Annotated in this window: 16 protein-coding genes; all 16 read right to left on the minus strand. The window is 31.2% G+C overall.

Features of this window, described 5'->3' with window-relative positions:
- Window positions 1-68 precede the first annotated feature (68 nt).
- Window positions 69-1,679, minus strand: coding sequence for a T9SS type A sorting domain-containing protein (locus tag F7018_RS10675; RefSeq protein WP_150900051.1), 1,611 nt, complete (start codon window positions 1,677-1,679; stop codon window positions 69-71).
- A gap of 145 nt (window positions 1,680-1,824) precedes the next feature.
- Window positions 1,825-2,715 (minus strand): cysteine synthase CysM, encoded by an 891-nt coding sequence (gene cysM, locus F7018_RS10680; RefSeq protein WP_150900052.1) that lies wholly within the window; start codon window positions 2,713-2,715, stop codon window positions 1,825-1,827.
- Window positions 2,716-2,737: 22 nt separating this feature from the next.
- Entirely contained in the window at window positions 2,738-3,481 is a 744-nt protein-coding gene (epsC, locus tag F7018_RS10685) for a serine O-acetyltransferase EpsC (protein WP_150900053.1), read from the minus strand.
- Window positions 3,482-3,506: 25 nt separating this feature from the next.
- Window positions 3,507-3,836: a 2Fe-2S iron-sulfur cluster-binding family protein gene (locus tag F7018_RS10690; protein ID WP_150900054.1), complete on the minus strand. Its 330-nt coding sequence runs from the start codon at window positions 3,834-3,836 to the stop codon at window positions 3,507-3,509.
- A 10-nt stretch (window positions 3,837-3,846) separates the two neighbouring features.
- Window positions 3,847-4,902, minus strand: a complete 1,056-nt coding sequence (locus F7018_RS10695; protein WP_150900055.1) for an NAD(P)/FAD-dependent oxidoreductase — start codon at window positions 4,900-4,902, stop codon at window positions 3,847-3,849.
- A 69-nt stretch (window positions 4,903-4,971) separates the two neighbouring features.
- Complete coding sequence (locus F7018_RS10700) at window positions 4,972-5,553, minus strand: precorrin-2 dehydrogenase/sirohydrochlorin ferrochelatase family protein (RefSeq protein ID WP_150900056.1); 582 nt, start codon at window positions 5,551-5,553, stop codon at window positions 4,972-4,974.
- Window positions 5,550-6,317 (minus strand): uroporphyrinogen-III C-methyltransferase, encoded by a 768-nt coding sequence (cobA, locus tag F7018_RS10705; RefSeq protein WP_150900057.1) that lies wholly within the window; start codon window positions 6,315-6,317, stop codon window positions 5,550-5,552. Before cobA ends, F7018_RS10700 begins: the two co-directional genes overlap by 4 nt.
- Window positions 6,318-6,329: 12 nt before the next feature.
- Entirely contained in the window at window positions 6,330-8,432 is a 2,103-nt protein-coding gene (locus tag F7018_RS10710) for a nitrite/sulfite reductase (protein ID WP_150900058.1), read from the minus strand.
- A 36-nt stretch (window positions 8,433-8,468) separates the two neighbouring features.
- Window positions 8,469-8,816 carry a 4Fe-4S dicluster domain-containing protein gene (locus F7018_RS10715; RefSeq protein WP_150900059.1) on the minus strand — a complete coding sequence of 116 codons (348 nt, stop codon included), beginning with the start codon at window positions 8,814-8,816 and terminating at the stop codon, window positions 8,469-8,471.
- Window positions 8,817-8,828: 12 nt separating this feature from the next.
- The gene (locus F7018_RS10720) at window positions 8,829-10,076 is read right to left on the minus strand and encodes a sulfate adenylyltransferase subunit 1 (protein ID WP_150900060.1); all 1,248 of its coding nucleotides are present in this window, start codon (window positions 10,074-10,076) and stop codon (window positions 8,829-8,831) included.
- Window positions 10,077-10,129: 53 nt separating this feature from the next.
- Window positions 10,130-11,035 carry a sulfate adenylyltransferase subunit CysD gene (cysD, locus tag F7018_RS10725; RefSeq protein ID WP_175578711.1) on the minus strand — a complete coding sequence of 302 codons (906 nt, stop codon included), beginning with the start codon at window positions 11,033-11,035 and terminating at the stop codon, window positions 10,130-10,132.
- 11 nt (window positions 11,036-11,046) lie between these two features.
- Window positions 11,047-11,685 (minus strand): phosphoadenosine phosphosulfate reductase domain-containing protein, encoded by a 639-nt coding sequence (locus tag F7018_RS10730; protein WP_394350030.1) that lies wholly within the window; start codon window positions 11,683-11,685, stop codon window positions 11,047-11,049.
- The gene (locus F7018_RS10735; protein ID WP_150900062.1) at window positions 11,670-11,924 is read right to left on the minus strand and encodes a DUF2061 domain-containing protein; all 255 of its coding nucleotides are present in this window, start codon (window positions 11,922-11,924) and stop codon (window positions 11,670-11,672) included. Before F7018_RS10735 ends, F7018_RS10730 begins: the two co-directional genes overlap by 16 nt.
- A gap of 120 nt (window positions 11,925-12,044) precedes the next feature.
- Entirely contained in the window at window positions 12,045-12,452 is a 408-nt protein-coding gene (locus F7018_RS10740) for an RrF2 family transcriptional regulator (protein WP_150900140.1), read from the minus strand.
- A 27-nt stretch (window positions 12,453-12,479) separates the two neighbouring features.
- A complete protein-coding gene (locus F7018_RS10745; RefSeq protein ID WP_150900063.1) occupies window positions 12,480-13,646 on the minus strand; it encodes an O-succinylhomoserine sulfhydrylase in 1,167 nt (388 codons plus the stop codon).
- Window positions 13,647-13,686: 40 nt separating this feature from the next.
- Window positions 13,687-17,085, minus strand: coding sequence for a bifunctional aspartate kinase/homoserine dehydrogenase I (gene thrA / locus F7018_RS10750; protein ID WP_150900064.1), 3,399 nt, complete (start codon window positions 17,083-17,085; stop codon window positions 13,687-13,689).
- Between the last annotated feature and the right edge of the window lie 19 nt (window positions 17,086-17,104).

Genomic DNA, 17,104 nt, shown 5'->3' on the forward strand with positions numbered 1-17,104 from the left:
AATAAAAAATCTCACTTACTAGCTGTAAGTGAGATTTTAAGATTTAATGTATTCCCTAAATTAGTTAGTTACTTTTTTATAATTTTTGATTCTTTTATAGTTGTATTTCCTGAAATTGCTTTTAGTATATAAACGCCTTTTTTAATATTTCTTACGTCCATAGTGTTTCCTCTTGAAGTTGAAATTCTTGTTCCTCCAATAGAATAAAGTTCTAATCTATCTATGTTGTTATTAGACTTCACATTTATAATATTTGAAACTGGATTTGGATATACTTTAATATCATTATCATTATTAGAATTATTTTTAGGCATTAATTCATTTAATACTGCATCCTTTGTTTTTTTCATTACTGGAGGAACATAAACATTAATTGTTTTTTTGGTAGTACAACCTGTGTTAGCAGCTGTAACCTCAACTGTATAGGATCCAGAGCTATAAGCATCATATTGATAATTAGTTCCTAGTACTTGTGGGTTACCTGTTCTGAACCATTTATAAGTGTAAGTTGTGTTTGTAGGCAGACCTTGAACTCTTAATCTTACTCTATTATAAGTACTAGAGAAAATAAATGTTTGATTTATAGAAAAATTAGGTTTTCCTACTACGTAAACTTTCATTACTTTTTCTATCCATGTGTTGTTTGGTCCTGAATTTATAGCCAATTTAACATGGTATTGAGTAGTAACTCCATAAGGAGAAGTTAGAGGAAATTGAGATTGTAGGTCTAGTTCGCTATAAGGAACACCGTCGTTCCATACTTCAGAACCATCTACAGCTTGTCCATTACTTCCAATTTTATAAATAGCAGTAAAATATTGAATTCTTTTATTATGATCTAAAGAAGTGTCAATAGTTCCTCTACCATCTAAAATTACTGGATCTCCACTACAAATTTGAATACCAACATTTGTATTTGAATTAGCTCCGTTAAGTGCCATTGAAACTTTACCAGATTGATTTAAATCTCCAGTCATAGTAACACCGTCAATATACATTTCTCCACTAGCATTATGTTGGGTAGAATGATATACAAATAAGAGTTGTGTGTAATCTTTATTAGGTGTAAATGTAATGTTTGGGCTTAAATTAGTTCCTGTTGGTATATTGTTACTCCAACTAGTACTTTGACCTGTATGTTGAATAACTTTTGTTATAAGCATTTGATCATTAGAAGGTAATGAGCTATACTGGTTGTTATTTATATTCCCTATTGTTTCAACAAGATTACTATTGGTATTGTAATTTGCAGTAGCACTGTTAGTGGCTATAACATATAAAATTCCATTATTGCTATATTTTTTATAATCAAATTTAAGATTGTATGTTTTACCACTTTTCATAGGGTAATACATGAATATAGAGTTTCCTTTTTTTTGTCCATTTGTATTACTATATCGTAAAGAAACATACCTAGATCCATTTCCACAAGGTCCACAAGTATGAACATTATTATATCCGTTATTATGGCTTCTAGGGTTACCTTTATGAGCGTACCAACTTGTTCCTAGTCTTCTTGCAGTAAAGTGTGCATAAATATTACTTGTATTACCTCCTGATAACGTTTCAAAACTCCCGTTTTTTAACTCATAAGTATAATGAGATTGAGAGAACATTGTACTAAAATTGCATAAAAATATTGCGCATAGCAATAACTTAAAAGTATTTACTTTTTCCATTTTGATGATTTTTTTCGGGGGTTAGCATTAAATCTATCGCAAAAGTAAAAGCATCATTTTCCAATGGTATCCATAAACTTCCGAAATAACTAAATATGTTTCCGAAAGGTAGCTTTTAAAATAAAAATATGGTTTATAAAATACTTTATAAACCATATAATTCTGAAGATAAATAACGATCACCTCTATCACAAACTATAGCAACAACGACTCCTTTTTCTATAGAGTTGGCTACTTTAAGTGCTGAGGCAAAAGCACCACCACTACTCATGCCTGCAAAAATTCCTTCTTGTTCGGCTAATTTTATAGTTGCTTCTTCTGCTTCTTGCTGGTTTACCTCTAAAATTCTATTGATTTTTTGTGGTTTAAAAATAGCGGGTAAATATTCTTGTGGCCATTTTCTAATTCCAGGGATTTTAGCACCATCTTTAGGTTGAACTCCTATGATTTGTATTTGATCATTTTGTTCTTTTAAGTAATCTGAAACTCCAGTTATGGTACCTGTTGTACCCATAGCTGACACAAAATGTGTTATTTGTCCCTCTGTATCTCTCCAAATTTCAGGACCTGTAGTTGTATAATGTGCTTTTGGATTATCAAAATTATCAAACTGATTTAATCTAAAATATCCTTTTTTATATTTCAATTCTAAGGCATGGTCTATAGCTCCTTCCATTCCTAAAGCACTTGGAGTTAAAATGACCTCTGCACCATAAGCTCTCATGGTTTTTACTCTTTCAACAGTAGCATGTTCAGGCATAACTAATACCATATTAACTCCTAATACCTTTGCCATTAAAGCTAGTGCAATACCAGTGTTTCCACTAGTTGCTTCTACTAAAGTGTCACCCTTTTTTATGTTTTTCCTTTTGATTGCTTCAGAAATCATAAAAAAAGCAGCTCTGTCTTTTACACTACCACCAGGGTTGTTTCCTTCTAATTTCAATAATAATTTAACATTGGGTTTATTGAAAGCATTTGTTATTTCTACAAGAGGAGTATTTCCTACAAAATCGATAATACTTTTTGTTTTCATGATTTGTTTTTTATTGTGAAAATCATTTTGCATATGACTTTCTGGTGGTAATTTTATTTTCTGATTCGTAAGTAACAATTGATCCTTCTGGAACTGATTCTGTTACACATACGTTAGCACCAATAATGCTATTTTGACCTATAACTACATTTCCTCCTAAGACGGTGGCATTAGCGTAAATAGTTACATTATTCTCTATGGTTGGATGTCTTTTTGTTGAAGCTAATTCTTTTTTTACTTGAAGTCCCCCCAGAGTTACTCCTTGATAAATCTTTACATTATTTTGAATGTGTGTAGTTTCACCAATGACAATTCCTGTAGCATGATCGATAAAAAATGAAGCACCTATAGTTGCACCGGGATGAATATCTGTACCTGTTACTCCATGAATGTATTCACTCATCATACGAGGTAAAATAGGTACGTTTAATTTTACCAATTCATGACTTAATCGATATACTGCTATTGCATGAAAACCAGGATAGGCTAAATAAACTTCTTCTAGGCTTTTACATGCTGGGTCATTTTGTTCAAAAGCTAAAGCATCTAAATCTAATTGTTCTCTTATTTTACAAAAAGACTCTTGATATAATATCCAAATACTTTCTCCTTCAAGAATGTTTAGTTCTTTTAAAATAATAATGAATTGACTTTTTAAATGTGTAGCTTTTTGTTGGCATACATCACTAAATAAAGCATAGAATAGCTGTTTTGTAAAAGTTTCTACATTGTCTTTTAATGATAAATTGTAATTTTTAAACTGCATTTTAATAGTACTTTTCTGTATGAAATTAATTTTCGGGTGCCAATTCTATTTCCAAGCCTTCCAGCTCAGGAGTTATTTGTATCTGACAACCTAAACGACTATTTTCCTCTACATGGAATGCCTCAGCTAACATTAAATCTTCATCAGGAGTCATTTCAGATAATTGATGATTTGATTTTACATAACATTGACAAGATGCACACATAGCCATACCTCCACAAATACCAATTGTACCTTCTTCTGCCAGTTCATAGGAACGGACAATTTCCATTAAGTTTATTGCCATATCGGTAGGTGCAATTACTTCATGGAGTATTCCTTCCCGATCGGTTATTTTTATATTGATATCTGACATTGTATTCTTTTTAATTGATTGCTTTTACTACAGCTTTTGGAGCTTCTTTTTTTGAACCATCAAAACCTTCAACACCTCCAACAGTTGTGTATTTCATTACATATTTTTTATCAGGATGTATACGCTGAAAAGCACTTTGACACATTAGCGTAGCTTCGTGAAATCCACATAAAATTAGTTTTAACTTTCCAGGATATGTATTAACATCTCCAATGGCATAAATACCTGGTATGTTTGTTTGATAATCTAGAGCGTTGTTTACTTTTATGGCATTTTTTTCTATTTCAAGTCCCCAGTTAGCAATAGGTCCTAGCTTTGGTGATAAACCAAATAATGGAATAAAATGATCTGTTTCATAAGTATATGGCTCTTTGCCTTTTTCTACTATTTGAACAGCATTAACATGCTCGTCTCCATAAACTTCCTTTATTTCAGCAGGTGTTATTAAATGAATTTTTCCAATATCTTTTAATTCTTGTACTCTTTCTACAGAGTCTAAGGCTCCTCTAAATTCATTTCTACGGTGAACTAAAGTTACTTCCGAAGCAATGTCAGCTAAATATATAGCCCAGTCTAAAGCCGAATCACCTCCACCAGCTATAACCACTTTTTTATTTCTATAAATTTCTGGTTCTCTAATAATGTAAGCTACTCCTTTGTCTTCATAACTTGAAATATTAGGAATAGGTGGTTTTCTAGGTTCAAAACTTCCTAAGCCACCTGCTATAGCTACAACTGGAGCATGATGCTTTGTTCCTTTGTTTGTGGTAACTATAAAAGTTCCATCTTCTTGTTTTTCTATAGTATCAGCTCTTTCTCCTAAGGTAAACCCTGGTTCAAATTGTTTTATTTGTTCTAATAAATTCTTTGTCAAATCACCTGCTAGAATCTCAGGATAAGCAGGGATATCATAAATAGGTTTTTTAGGATATATTTCTGAACATTGCCCTCCTGGTTGAGGTAATGCATCAATTAAATGACATTTTAATTTTAATAATCCTGCTTCAAAAACTGTAAAAAGTCCTGTAGGACCCGCTCCTATAATTAATATATCTGTTGTAATCATTTTTATTTTTTTGTCACTAGTGTGTAGAGTCGTAAAAAACCTCTTTTTAAGATTTATTTATTTCTGTTCTTAGCTTATTAAACCTTCTGTTAACTTGTTTAATGTTTCTACTTTTTCTTCAAAATTACCTTTGATGGTCTTTCTGTACTTATTTAAATTTTGAACTAATTCATTGATGTCTTCTGGAATTACTTCTTCAAAAAACTGACGTAACCTTTTAGCTGTTGTTGGAGATTTTCCATTAGTTGAAATAGCTATTTTGACATTTCCTTTTGTTACTATTCCACCTAAATAGAAATCACAGAGATGAGGTGTGTCTGCAACGTTTACCAATAAATTTTGTTTTTTACAATCGTTGTAAGCTTGTATGTTTACATGGTTGTTATCTGTAGCAACAATTACCAAGTCTTTATTATGTAAATGACTTACTTTGTAAGCTTCTTGAATTATTTTAATATGATGCTTTTCAGCTAAGCTTTTTACTTCTGGAAGTATATCGATTGCTACTATTTGAACTTTTGCATTTGGACTAGACTTTAATAAAAAACTCAGTTTTTCCAATCCAACATTACCTGCACCTATTAAGAGAACATTTAATTGATGTACTTTTAAAAAGATAGGGTAGAGGTTGTTTTTTTCTTCTACTATCATACCGCGATATTGGTTTTTATTTGCGATTGTACCAATTGAAGTTCTGCCCTATGTTTTACAACTTCTCCTAATACGATGATTGCCGGATTACTTAATTTGTTTTTTGCAACTACTTGTTCTATGGTGTTTACAGTACCAATTCCGATTTTTTCTTGTGGAGTAGTACCGTTTTGAATAATAGCTACAGGTAAATCATGCTTTTTTTCTTTTTGAAAAAGTTGAATAATTTCTGATAATTTACCCATTCCCATTAATATAACTACAGTAGCATTAGACTTTGCAGCTAAAGCAACATCACTAGAAATTTGATGCTTTTTTGTTGTTCCAGTAATTACCCAGAAACTTTCTGAACTTCCACGTTTTGTTAAAGGAATATTTTGATATGCAGGTACTGCTAATGATGAAGAAATACCAGGAACCACATCTGTTTGTAGTCCAAATTTTGCTGCATATTCCATTTCTTCTGCACCTCTACCAAAAATAAATGGATCGCCTCCTTTTAAACGTACCACATGTCCATGCGAATGACCTCTAGCTACTATTAGTTCATTAATTTGTTCTTGTTGATAACGATAACAGCCTCTTCTTTTACCAACAAAAATTATTTCAGCATTTGGATTTACATATTTTAATAAATCATTGTTAACCAAAGCATCATATAACACTACATCTGCTTGTTTTAAAGCATTGATCGCTTTTAAGGTGATTAGCTCTACATCACCAGGACCAGCACCCACTACGGTTAATTTTGGTAGATTTCTCATGTCTCTTTATGTTTAACTTTCTACTACTTGTTTTCTGTATGCATCTACCGTTTTATAAAACGATTTTGCTTCTTTCAGATACTTTTTAGCGAAAGTTTCTGTTGGGTTATTCTCTTTTATTTGATATACAAAATCAGTAAATGAAGTTGGTAATTCAATCTTATTTGTACTGATAAATACTTCATCGAAGTTTTTAATAATACTAGCTTGTGTATTGGTTTTTGCTCCTTCTGAAGTTAACAATGCTTTTGCAGTATTGATGATTGCTGAATACGAATGATATATGCTGTCTGACCATTGTTTTTCATTCAATGCACCAGTAGCATTTTCTATTTTTTCTTCACTTTCAAATAGTAAGGTTGCAATCAAGTCGATAACAACTCCAGCACATTCTCCAATACCAATGGCTTTTACATAGTTTTTATCATGACCCCAATCAATAAAATCATCCTGATTTAAATTGGAAGTATCTGATAAATGTTTTAGTAGATCATAGAAATAGGTTTTTCCATATCTATCATAATATGTTAAGAAGTCTTCATTTTCTTGTTTATGATCTTCAAAATCATTTAAAAGAATACGTAGAGCTTCAGGACCTCTTTTACTTGGTATTTTTACTAGTTTATCAGAAAAACGTCCTTTACCATTACCTAAAACACCTCCACCAATTAATACTTGAAGGGCAGGAGCTAATAAGTTTCCAACTTTAACAGACATTCCTTGAAATCCTATATGTGCCATGTTATGTTGTCCACAAGCATTCATACAACCACTAATTTTAATAGTGATGTTTTTATTATTTACATATTGTGGATATTCTGATTTTAATACACGCTCTAATTCTGTTGCAATACCTGTACTACTTGAAATACCTAAGTTACAAGTATCAGTTCCTGGGCATGCTGTAATATCTGTTAAGCTGTTATAACCTATTTCTGTAAAACCTAATTTTTCTAATTCAACATAAAAGAATGGTAAAAACTCTTCTCTGACGTGACGGATTAAGATATTTTGACGTAATGTAAAACGTAGTTCATTTGCTGCATACTTTTTAATTAAGTCTGCAAGTAAACGAGCCTTGTCTGTGTAAAAATCTCCCAAAGGAACTTTAATCCCAATGGCATATAATCCTTTTTGTTTTTGTTGAATAACATTGGTTTCTTTCCAGTTTTGATAAACTTCGTTATCAGTTATTTTTACTGAAGGAATTTCTATTGTCTCAAATTGAATTTCCTTTTCAAAATCAGATGTGTTTATTGGATATCTTTGATAAGCAAATGCTTTTTGTTCTTCAGAAACTAATTTTAAAAAGGCATCAACTCCTAAATCTTTAACTAAAAATTTTAAACGTGCTTTTGCTCTTTTTGAGCGTTCCCCATGCCTATCAAAAACACGTAAAACCCCTTCAATAGTAGGAATTAATAAATCAGCTTCTAAAAATTCATAGATTACATCAGCGTGTCTAGGTTGTGAACCTAATCCTCCTGCTAATAAAACTTTAAAGCCTTTAATTTCTTTACCTGCTATAGTTTTTGTTTTAGCAATAAAGCCCAAATCATGCATAAAACTCAATGCTGTATCATGGTCTGTTGCAGAAAAAGACATTTTAAATTTTCTTCCCATTTCCTGACAAATAGGGTTACGTAAGAAAAACTGAAATGTAGCATGTGCATAGGGTGTTACATCAAAAGGTTCATTAATGTCTATTCCAGCAGTTTCAGAAGCTGTAACATTTCTAACTGCATTTCCACAAGCCTCGCGTAAGGTGATATCATCTTTTTCTAATTGTGCCCATAATTCTGGAGTTCTATCTAAACTCACATAGTGAATTTGTATGTCTTGACGAGTTGTAATATGTAAGCGTCCTCTTGAGTATTCGTCCGATACATCAGCTATTCGATGTAATTGTTCGCTAGTAACTTTACCATAAGGTAGTTTTATACGAATCATTTGTACTCCAAACTGACGTTGACCATATACACCTCTAGCCAAACGTAAACTTCTAAATCGTTCTTCGTCTATTTGACCTTCTTTAAATAAACGGATTTTACGTTCTAATTCTAGAATATCTTTTTCTACAATTGGATTCTCTATTTCGGTTCTAAAACTTTGCATTACTTTATTTTTTAAAGCTTGTAAGCGTTACTTTTTTTAATTGTGTAAGAACTGCTGTTTTGCTAATAGTTCTTCTTCTGTTTCAATAATGTCTTCATCAGGAACACAACAATCTACTGGGCAAACTGCTGCACATTGTGGTTCTTCATGAAATCCTTTACACTCTGTACATTTGTCTGGAACAATGAAATAGTATTCGTCAGAAATTGGTTCTTGATCTTCATTTGCGTCTATTTCTGTTCCATTCAATAATTGAATATTTCCATTTAATGAGGTTCCTTCGTTATAATTCCAGTCTGAAGCTCCTTCATAAATAGCTGTATTTGGGCATTCTGGTTCGCATGCTCCACAATTGATGCACTCATCTGTTATTATAATTGCCATTTGATTTTCTTATTACTGAATAAAGCCTACTCCGGCTGTATTGTTGGTTTTTGGATTGATTAAAATGAAAGTTCCATTAGCTTTGTTTTTCTGGTAAGAATCATAAAACAATGGTTTGCTAACTTTTAAGGTTACATCGCCAATTTCATTTAAAGTTAATTGTGATGGATTTTCTTCCTTACCTGAAAAATCTGTTTTTATGATGGACGATAAAGACATAATTTTTGCCTGTGCATCATTTACTCCATGTTTTATATAATATTTATCAGAAGCTTGTAATGGATTTTTATCCATCCAACAAATTGTAGCAGTTAATTCTTTTGATACCGTAGGAACTTCTTTTGTTTTTACTAACATGTCTCCACGACTTACATTTACATTGTCTTCCAAAGTAATAGTTACAGAACTTCCTCTTTTTACCTGTAAGTATTCTTTATCAAAAAAATGAATACTCTTTATTTTGGATTCAGTAGCAGAAGGTAATACAGTAACAGAATCGCCAACTGCTAAATTCCCTCCATAGATTTTACCAGCATAACCTCTGAAATCATGATAATCATCTGTCTTAGGTCTGATTACTGTTTGTACAGGAAATCGTGTTTGTGATTGTTCTTCTATATCATCTGCTTGTAAACTTTCTAAATGATTTAGTAATGTTTCTCCTTTATACCAAGGAGTATTCTCTGATTTTTCAACTACATTATCTCCTTTTAATGCAGAAAGAGGGATAAAGGTTAACTGCTGGTTTTTATAAGCACTCTTACTAGCTAAATACTCAATTTCATTTTTTATTTGATTAAACTTTTCTTCTGAATAATCAACTAAATCCATTTTGTTAATTGCTATTATTACATTTTTTACTCTCAATAAATTGTTAATGAAAAAATGACGATATGTTTGCTCTATAACTCCGTTTCGAGCATCTATCAAAACAATAGAAGCTTGTGAATTTGAAGCACCAGTAACCATATTTCTGGTGTATTCTATATGTCCAGGTGTATCAGCTATAATGAAACTTGTTTTTGGTGTTGAAAAATATATATGAGCTACATCTATAGTAATTCCTTGTTCTCTTTCGGCAACCAAGCCATCGGTAGCTAATGAAAAATCTAAGTAATCAAAGCCTCTTTGTCTACTTTTTTCTTCAATGGCTTCTAGTTTGTCATCAGTTAATGAGTTAGTATCGTATAGTATACGACCGATTAATGTACTTTTACCATCATCGACACTACCTGCAGTTGCTATTTTTAGTACGTTCATTTTATGTATTAGTTGTTGTGTAACAACTTGTGTTTAAATGTTTGTTATAAGTTTTAAAAGTATCCTTGTTGTTTTCTTTTTTCCATTGCAGCTTCCGATCGTTTGTCATCTATTCTAGCACCTCTTTCGGAAATTGTTGATACTTTAATTTCGTTTACTACGGTATTTATATCTACTGCATTGGACAGTACTGCAGCTGTACAGCTCATATCCCCAACTGTTCTAAAACGTACCATTCGTTCTTCAACTTTTTCATTTTCGTCTCTATAAACTACATCATCTTCTGCAGACCATATAAGTCCATCTCTTAAAAATGTAGCTCTTTTGTGAGCGAAATAAATAGAAGGGATTTCGATATTCTCATCTCTTATGTAAGACCATACATCTAATTCTGTCCAGTTAGAAATAGGGAAGACCCTTACATTTTGTCCCAAATCAATTCTTCCGTTTAACATATCGAATAATTCTGGACGTTGATTTTTTTCATCCCATTGCCCAAAATCATCACGAACAGAGAAAATTCGTTCTTTAGCTCTTGCTTTCTCTTCATCTCTGCGCGCTCCACCGATACATGCATCAAAACCAAATTCATCAATTGCATCTAATAACGTTTCTGTTTGCAGTATGTTTCGGCTAGCGTACTTTCCAGTTTCTTCTTTTACTCGACCTTTATCAATATTATCCTGAACATTTCTAACAATTAAATCAACATTGAGGTCTTTTGCTAAACGATCTCTAAATTCTATTGTCTCAGGAAAATTATGTCCAGTATCTATATGTAAAAGGGGAAAAGGGATTTTAGCAGGATAAAATGCTTTTTGGGCTAATCTTACTAATGTTATGCTATCTTTTCCACCAGAAAATAGTAAAACTGGTTTTTCAAATTGAGCAACAACTTCTCTAAATATATATATGGCTTCGCTTTCTAAAGCTCCTACTTGTATTGTTTCTGTATTCATAATCATATTCTTTAAATATGTAAACCACATTCTCTATTACTTTCTACTTTTGTTGGATCGAAATATTTAAATTCATTTGGTAAATTATGTTGTTCTAAATATTCGTCTAATTCCTTATCTGACCAATGATAAAATGGACTTACTTTTAAAATTCCATCTTTGCTAAAAGAGAGTATTCCTATATTATCTCTAAATGCTGTCTGCCCTTTTCTTAAATTGGTAAACCAAACTTCTGGTTGATGTTCTTTAATCGCTCTTTTAAATGGTTCTAGTTTCACTTGTTCTGTAAATAAAGCATGGTCTTTATGCTCTATTGAAGGGACTCCTAAAACAATATTTCTATGAGCCACTGTTTGTTTAGGAACATATAAATGAACATTCAAGCCTAATTTTTCAATTAATTCCTCAGCGTGTTTGTAGGTTTGTGGTGTGTTGTAACCTGTATCGCACCAAATAACCTTTATGTAAGGGTTTTTTCTAGACACTAAGTGTAAAATAGCTACTTCATAAGGTCTAAAGTTTGTTGTAATAATTGTTCTTTTCTTTAATTCGAAAACCCATTCTATAATTTGTTGTGGAGTTAACTTTGCTAACCCTTGGTTTAATTCTTCAATATTTAATTGACTTTCTAAGCTCATTTTTTGCCCCATTTTATTTTGTTCCAAACTCTTTCATGAAAAAAGTACAGCACCATTTTTGTAATTAACTCAATGCTTCCTATTGAAAATGCTGTGGTTACTTCTCCGGTAATTAACCATGATATTAATATGGTATCTATTGTTCCTATAACTCTCCAGCTAATTGATTTTACAATGCTTCTCAATGGATTTTCAGAAGCTTTATCTAGAGTGTAATTTTTCTTATTTTCTATTATTTGTTCTAAAATCATTTTTAAATTCTATTACCCTATCGGATAACTAGGTTTTAAGAAGTGACAAATGTATACATTCATTTTAAATGTGAAAACATTTATTTGAAAATTTTACAATAGAATAACATTTGTGTTATTTTACACTAAATCTGCTAGTGTATTATTACGAAGTACTTGTAGGGTATTATCCCTAACTTGAATCATTAATTTATGTACTGAACATGCGTCTTCATCAGGGCAGTCATCACACTTTTCATAATAATTTAAGCTTACACAAGGGAGCATAGCAATAGGGCCTTCTAAAGTTCTGATAACATCAGTCATCTTAATTTCTGAGGCTTCTTTTAACATGTAATAACCTCCGCCTTTTCCTTTTTTGGCTCCTAAAAATCCTGCTTTTCGTAAGGTAAGTAATATACTTTCTAAAAATTTATGTGATATATTTTCACTCTCGGAAATAGTAGCTATTTGTACTTTATTTCCTTTTTCTTGTCTTGCAATAAAGGTTAGTGCCTTTAAACCGTATTTTGTTTTCTTAGAAAGCATATTACAAAAATACACTTTATTTAGTTTTTAAGTATCTAATGCTTGTGTTAAATCGTTAATAATATCATCTATATTTTCTAAACCAACGGAACAGCGTACCAATCCGTTTGTAATACCAACTTCTAACCTGTCTTCTTCACTCAACTTACTATGAGTTGTAGATGCAGGATGAGTAACTATGGTTCTTGTATCTCCTAAGTTTGCCGATAACGAACATAACTTTATGGCATTTAGAAAGCTACGTCCAGCTTCAATTCCACCTTTAATTTCAAAAGCCACAATATTGCCTCCTAATTTCATTTGTTTTTTTGCTATTTCATGTTGAGGATGTGATTTTAAAAAAGGATATTTTACAAGGTTTACCTTTGGATGTTTTTCTAAAAATGTAGCCACTTTTAAAGCATTTTCACAATGTTTTTCAACCCTGATACTTAAGGTTTCTAAACTTTTAGATAATACCCATGCATTAAAAGGCGACATAGCAGGGCCAGTATTTCTTGAAAAAAGATAAATTTCACGAATCAATTCTTTTTTTCCAACGGTAATTCCTCCTAGAACTCTTCCTTGTCCATCAATTAATTTAGTAGCCGAATGAATAACTAAATCGGCACCAAACTTAATTGGGTTTTGTAGGTAAGGAGTAGCAAAACAATTGTCAATTACTAAAAGTAAGTTGTGTTTTTTAGCAATGTTTCCTAGTAATTCTAAATCAATAATATCTACTGCTGGATTTGTAGGTGTTTCTGCATATAGAATTTTTGTATTTGGCTGAATTAACTGCTCAATTTTTTCAACTTCATTTATTTTGAAGTAGCTTGTTTCAATGTTCCATTTTGGTAAATATTTTGTAAATAAACTATGGGTTGACCCAAATACAGATCTACATGAAACAATATGATCTCCAGCATTTAATAAAGCTCCAAAAGTAGAAAATACAGCAGCCATTCCAGTGGCAAAAGCATAGCCAGCTTCAGCTCCTTCCATTTGCACTATTTTATTTACAAATTCTGTAGTATTTGGATTTGAAAATCTACTGTATAGATTTTTATCTTTTTCTTCAGCAAAAGAAGCACGCATGTCTTCTGCATCATCAAACACAAAACTTGATGTTAAATATAACGGAGTTGAATGCTCTGAAAATTGAGAGCGTTCAGTTTGTGTTCTAATAGCTTTTGTTTCGAAATGGTTGCTCATTATTTTTATATTTAAGAACTATTAAATAGTGGTTTAATGTTTAGTTGTTGTTATTAGCTAATCGTAAAATATCTCCAAATACTCCTCTGGCTGTTACTTTTGCTCCAGCTCCAGCTCCTTGAATTACAATTGGCTGTTCTCCGTAAGATTCTGTGTAAATTTCGAAAATAGCATCAGAGCCTTTTAAACTTCCAAGAGGTGAATTGATAGGAACAGAAGTTAGTTTTACACTTAAGTTTCCTTTTGTTTGTTGTAGGTCTCCAGATAAGTCTCCTATATATCTTAATACATGATTTGATTCTTGATTTTCTTTTAATTTTTGGAAAGAAAAATCTAATTTTTCTAAATCAGATAAAAAGGCTGTAGAAGAAATATTTTGAAGTTCTTTTGGAATTAAATTTTCTATTGAAATATCTTCAAATTCATTTTCTAAGTCAAGTTCTCTGGCTAAAATCAATAGTTTTCTAGCAACGTCATTACCACATAAATCTTCGCGAGGGTCTGGTTCTGTTAACCCTTTATCTATTGCTTCTTGTAACACCGTTGAAAATGCCGAGTTACTTGATGAATAATGATTGAATATATAACTTAGAGATCCAGAAAAAACACCTCTAATTCTGGTAATATTTTCTCCTGAGTCATGTAATAATTTAATAGTGTCAATTAATGGTAATCCCGCACCAACATTGGTTTCGTATAGATATTTCTTATTGGTGTTTTCTAACGTTTTTCTCAGATTTTTATAAGACTTATATGATACTGTATTGGCTATTTTATTAGATGAAACCAAATCGAAACCAGCATTTACTAAAGGAATATAGTTATTAATAAAATCGGTACTTGCCGTATTGTCAACAGCAATTAAATTTTCTAAATGATTTTCTTTAGAGAAGTCAATAATATCTTGAACTATTGTGCTGCTTTCTTTTGAATCTTCTAAATCTTTGTTCCAACTTTTAGTTGCTCCATCTTTAGTTAAAAGTGCTTTTTTGGAGTTTGCAATAGCAAAAATATTTAATTGTATTTTTCGTTTTTCTAAAATGGCCTTTGCATTTTCTAATATTTGTTCTATCAGAGTTCCTCCAACTAAACCTTTACCAAAAAGAGCAATGTTTATTTTTTTAGAAATTCCAAAAACTTGTCCATGAATAACGTTTAAAGCTTTATGTAATTCTTCTTTTTTTACAACCAAACTAATATTTTTGCCTGTAACAGTATTATTAAATAATAATGGTATTATTTGATTTTTGATTAAGGCATTATAAGGATGATGGAATTCACTTAAATCTTGTCCGATTATTGATATTACAGCAATATCTTTTACTACAGATATTTTATGGACATCTTTGGTATAAAACTCATTTTCAAACTCTTTATTTAATGCTTTTACAGCTTCTTCAGCTCTGGTTTTTTCAACAACCAATCCAATGCCTCTTTCTGAAGATCCTTGAGAAATAAAACTAACACTAATATCAGAACTACTTAAGGTTTTAAAAATACGAGCATCAACACCAACTTTTCCTAATAACCCCCTTCCTTCAAAGTTTAATAAAGCTACATTATCTAAAACAGATAATGATTTTATTCCTTTTGAAGTAGATTTAGAGGTTATTAAAGTTCCTTTGTCGTTAGGATTAAAGGTATTTAATATTCTCAAATTGATGTTTTTTTCAAGTAAAGGAATAATTGTTTTGGCATGTAAAATATTAGCACCAAAGTTTGCTAATTCGTTTGCTTCAGAAAAAGAAAGGTTTTCTATCTTTTTAGCATCACTTACCAAATCTGGATTAGCTGTAAATATTCCATCAACATGTGTATAATTTTGTAATTCGTCAGCATCTAAATAATTAGCCAATAAAGATGCCGTATAATTACTACCATTTCTTCCAAGAGTGGTGGTTTCATTTTTTAAGTTTGAAGCAATAAAACCAGATACTACATTTACAGTAGTATTATTAAATTGGTTAAAATGTTTTTTAACATTCTCCTTAGAAACCTCTAAAATTGGTTGTGCATTACCAAAATTTTCATCGGTTTTTAATAATATTCTTGAATCTGTAGGATTTGCATTAATTCCTTTTTGCTGTAATAATTCAGAAACAGTTTTTATAGATAGTAATTCACCCTGTGCTAAAACTTCATCTTTTATTTTAATACTATAATCACCTAATAAGTTTACTCCTTCAAATAATTTCTCTAAACGAGAGAATTCTGAAGAAAAATCTATTAATGGAGTTAATAGTGATTGTTCGTGTTTAAAAGCTTCAAGTTGTTGTTGGTATGCTTCGTTTTTAGCGGCCTTATTTAAAATGTCTTCTAAAGTATCGGTAGCATTTCCACGGGCAGAAACAACAACAGCAATGTTTTCACCATCATTAATTTTATTTTCTATAATAGAAATTACATTGTGTATTCCTTTGTTTGACAATGATTTTCCACCAAATTTTAAAATTTTCATTTTGTTGTTTTTTGAATTTTTATTGAATATGGGTTCAATAATTTCTTTTAGTTGTTCGTATTCTATTAAAAAAGCATCATGACCGTGGTCAGAATTGATTTCATTATAAGTTACATTTGAATGTACTGTTGCAAGTTTTTTGTGTGTTTCTCTATTTTCTTCAGCAGTAAAAAACAAATCAGAATCAACGCCTATAATATGAATGTCGGCTTTTATCGTTTCTAACACGTTTAAAACTTTGCGTTCCTTGGTTACATCAATTGATTTTAATAATTGATTCATTAATTTATAAGATGCTAATTGATAGCGCTCTTGTAATTTTTTACCATGATGAAGTAACCAACTTTCTACATTGAAAATTTGTAATTCTTCATTTTTTGAACGCTGAAAACGTTTTTTAAAAGACTCTGGAGTACGGTAACAAAGCATCGCATGCATGCGAGCATCGTGTACAGGATTACTAGAATTGGTTAAAAACTGTTCTTGAATTTGACAATTTGCAATTAGCCAATCGGTAGATTTCCAATCTGTAGCAACAGGAATCAAGTGTTCAGTTATTGTTGGTTTTAAAACAGCCATTTCCCAAGCAATGCCTCCTCCTAAAGAACCACCAATTAAGGCAAATAGCTTTTTAATGTTTAGTTTTTCTAAGCCTAATAAAAAGATATTGGCAATGTCTCTAGCTACAAAACTTTTATAATTATCTATTAAGAAATCATCATAACCATTACCAGGAATATTAAAACATAAAACAGTATACTTTTGAGTATCTATCACTTTATTCTTTCCAATAATATCTTTCCACCAACCATTTTCGCCAGCAACATTGCTATTTCCTGTTAATGCATGATTAATTAGAATAACAGGAGCAGTACCCAAGTGTTTCCCAAACAACTGATAACTTAAAGGTATATCATTAAACTGGGCACCACTTCCTGTTGTGTAACTAAGAATATTTATATGTAATAATTTGCTTTTCATTATTTAAAGTAGTCTTTAA

The organism is Tenacibaculum aiptasiae (assembly GCF_008806755.1).
Taxonomy (GTDB): domain Bacteria; phylum Bacteroidota; class Bacteroidia; order Flavobacteriales; family Flavobacteriaceae; genus Polaribacter; species Polaribacter aiptasiae.

What these genes read in the sequence shown, in the direction of transcription:
- F7018_RS10675 (WP_150900051.1), bottom strand. Translation starts at nt 1,679, where the DNA reads ATGGAAAAAGTAAATACTTTTAAGTTATTGCTATGCGCAATATTTTTA.
- cysM (WP_150900052.1), bottom strand. Translation starts at nt 2,715, where the DNA reads ATGAAAACAAAAAGTATTATCGATTTTGTAGGAAATACTCCTCTTGTA.
- epsC (WP_150900053.1), bottom strand. Translation starts at nt 3,481, where the DNA reads ATGCAGTTTAAAAATTACAATTTATCATTAAAAGACAATGTAGAAACT.
- F7018_RS10690 (WP_150900054.1), bottom strand. Translation starts at nt 3,836, where the DNA reads ATGTCAGATATCAATATAAAAATAACCGATCGGGAAGGAATACTCCAT.
- F7018_RS10695 (WP_150900055.1), bottom strand. Translation starts at nt 4,902, where the DNA reads ATGATTACAACAGATATATTAATTATAGGAGCGGGTCCTACAGGACTT.
- F7018_RS10700 (WP_150900056.1), bottom strand. Translation starts at nt 5,553, where the DNA reads ATGATAGTAGAAGAAAAAAACAACCTCTACCCTATCTTTTTAAAAGTA.
- cobA (WP_150900057.1), bottom strand. Translation starts at nt 6,317, where the DNA reads ATGAGAAATCTACCAAAATTAACCGTAGTGGGTGCTGGTCCTGGTGAT.
- F7018_RS10710 (WP_150900058.1), bottom strand. Translation starts at nt 8,432, where the DNA reads ATGCAAAGTTTTAGAACCGAAATAGAGAATCCAATTGTAGAAAAAGAT.
- F7018_RS10715 (WP_150900059.1), bottom strand. Translation starts at nt 8,816, where the DNA reads ATGGCAATTATAATAACAGATGAGTGCATCAATTGTGGAGCATGCGAA.
- F7018_RS10720 (WP_150900060.1), bottom strand. Translation starts at nt 10,076, where the DNA reads ATGAACGTACTAAAAATAGCAACTGCAGGTAGTGTCGATGATGGTAAA.
- cysD (WP_175578711.1), bottom strand. Translation starts at nt 11,035, where the DNA reads ATGAATACAGAAACAATACAAGTAGGAGCTTTAGAAAGCGAAGCCATA.
- F7018_RS10730 (WP_394350030.1), bottom strand. Translation starts at nt 11,685, where the DNA reads ATGGGGCAAAAAATGAGCTTAGAAAGTCAATTAAATATTGAAGAATTA.
- F7018_RS10735 (WP_150900062.1), bottom strand. Translation starts at nt 11,924, where the DNA reads ATGATTTTAGAACAAATAATAGAAAATAAGAAAAATTACACTCTAGAT.
- F7018_RS10740 (WP_150900140.1), bottom strand. Translation starts at nt 12,452, where the DNA reads ATGCTTTCTAAGAAAACAAAATACGGTTTAAAGGCACTAACCTTTATT.
- F7018_RS10745 (WP_150900063.1), bottom strand. Translation starts at nt 13,646, where the DNA reads ATGAGCAACCATTTCGAAACAAAAGCTATTAGAACACAAACTGAACGC.
- thrA (WP_150900064.1), bottom strand. Translation starts at nt 17,085, where the DNA reads ATGAAAAGCAAATTATTACATATAAATATTCTTAGTTACACAACAGGA.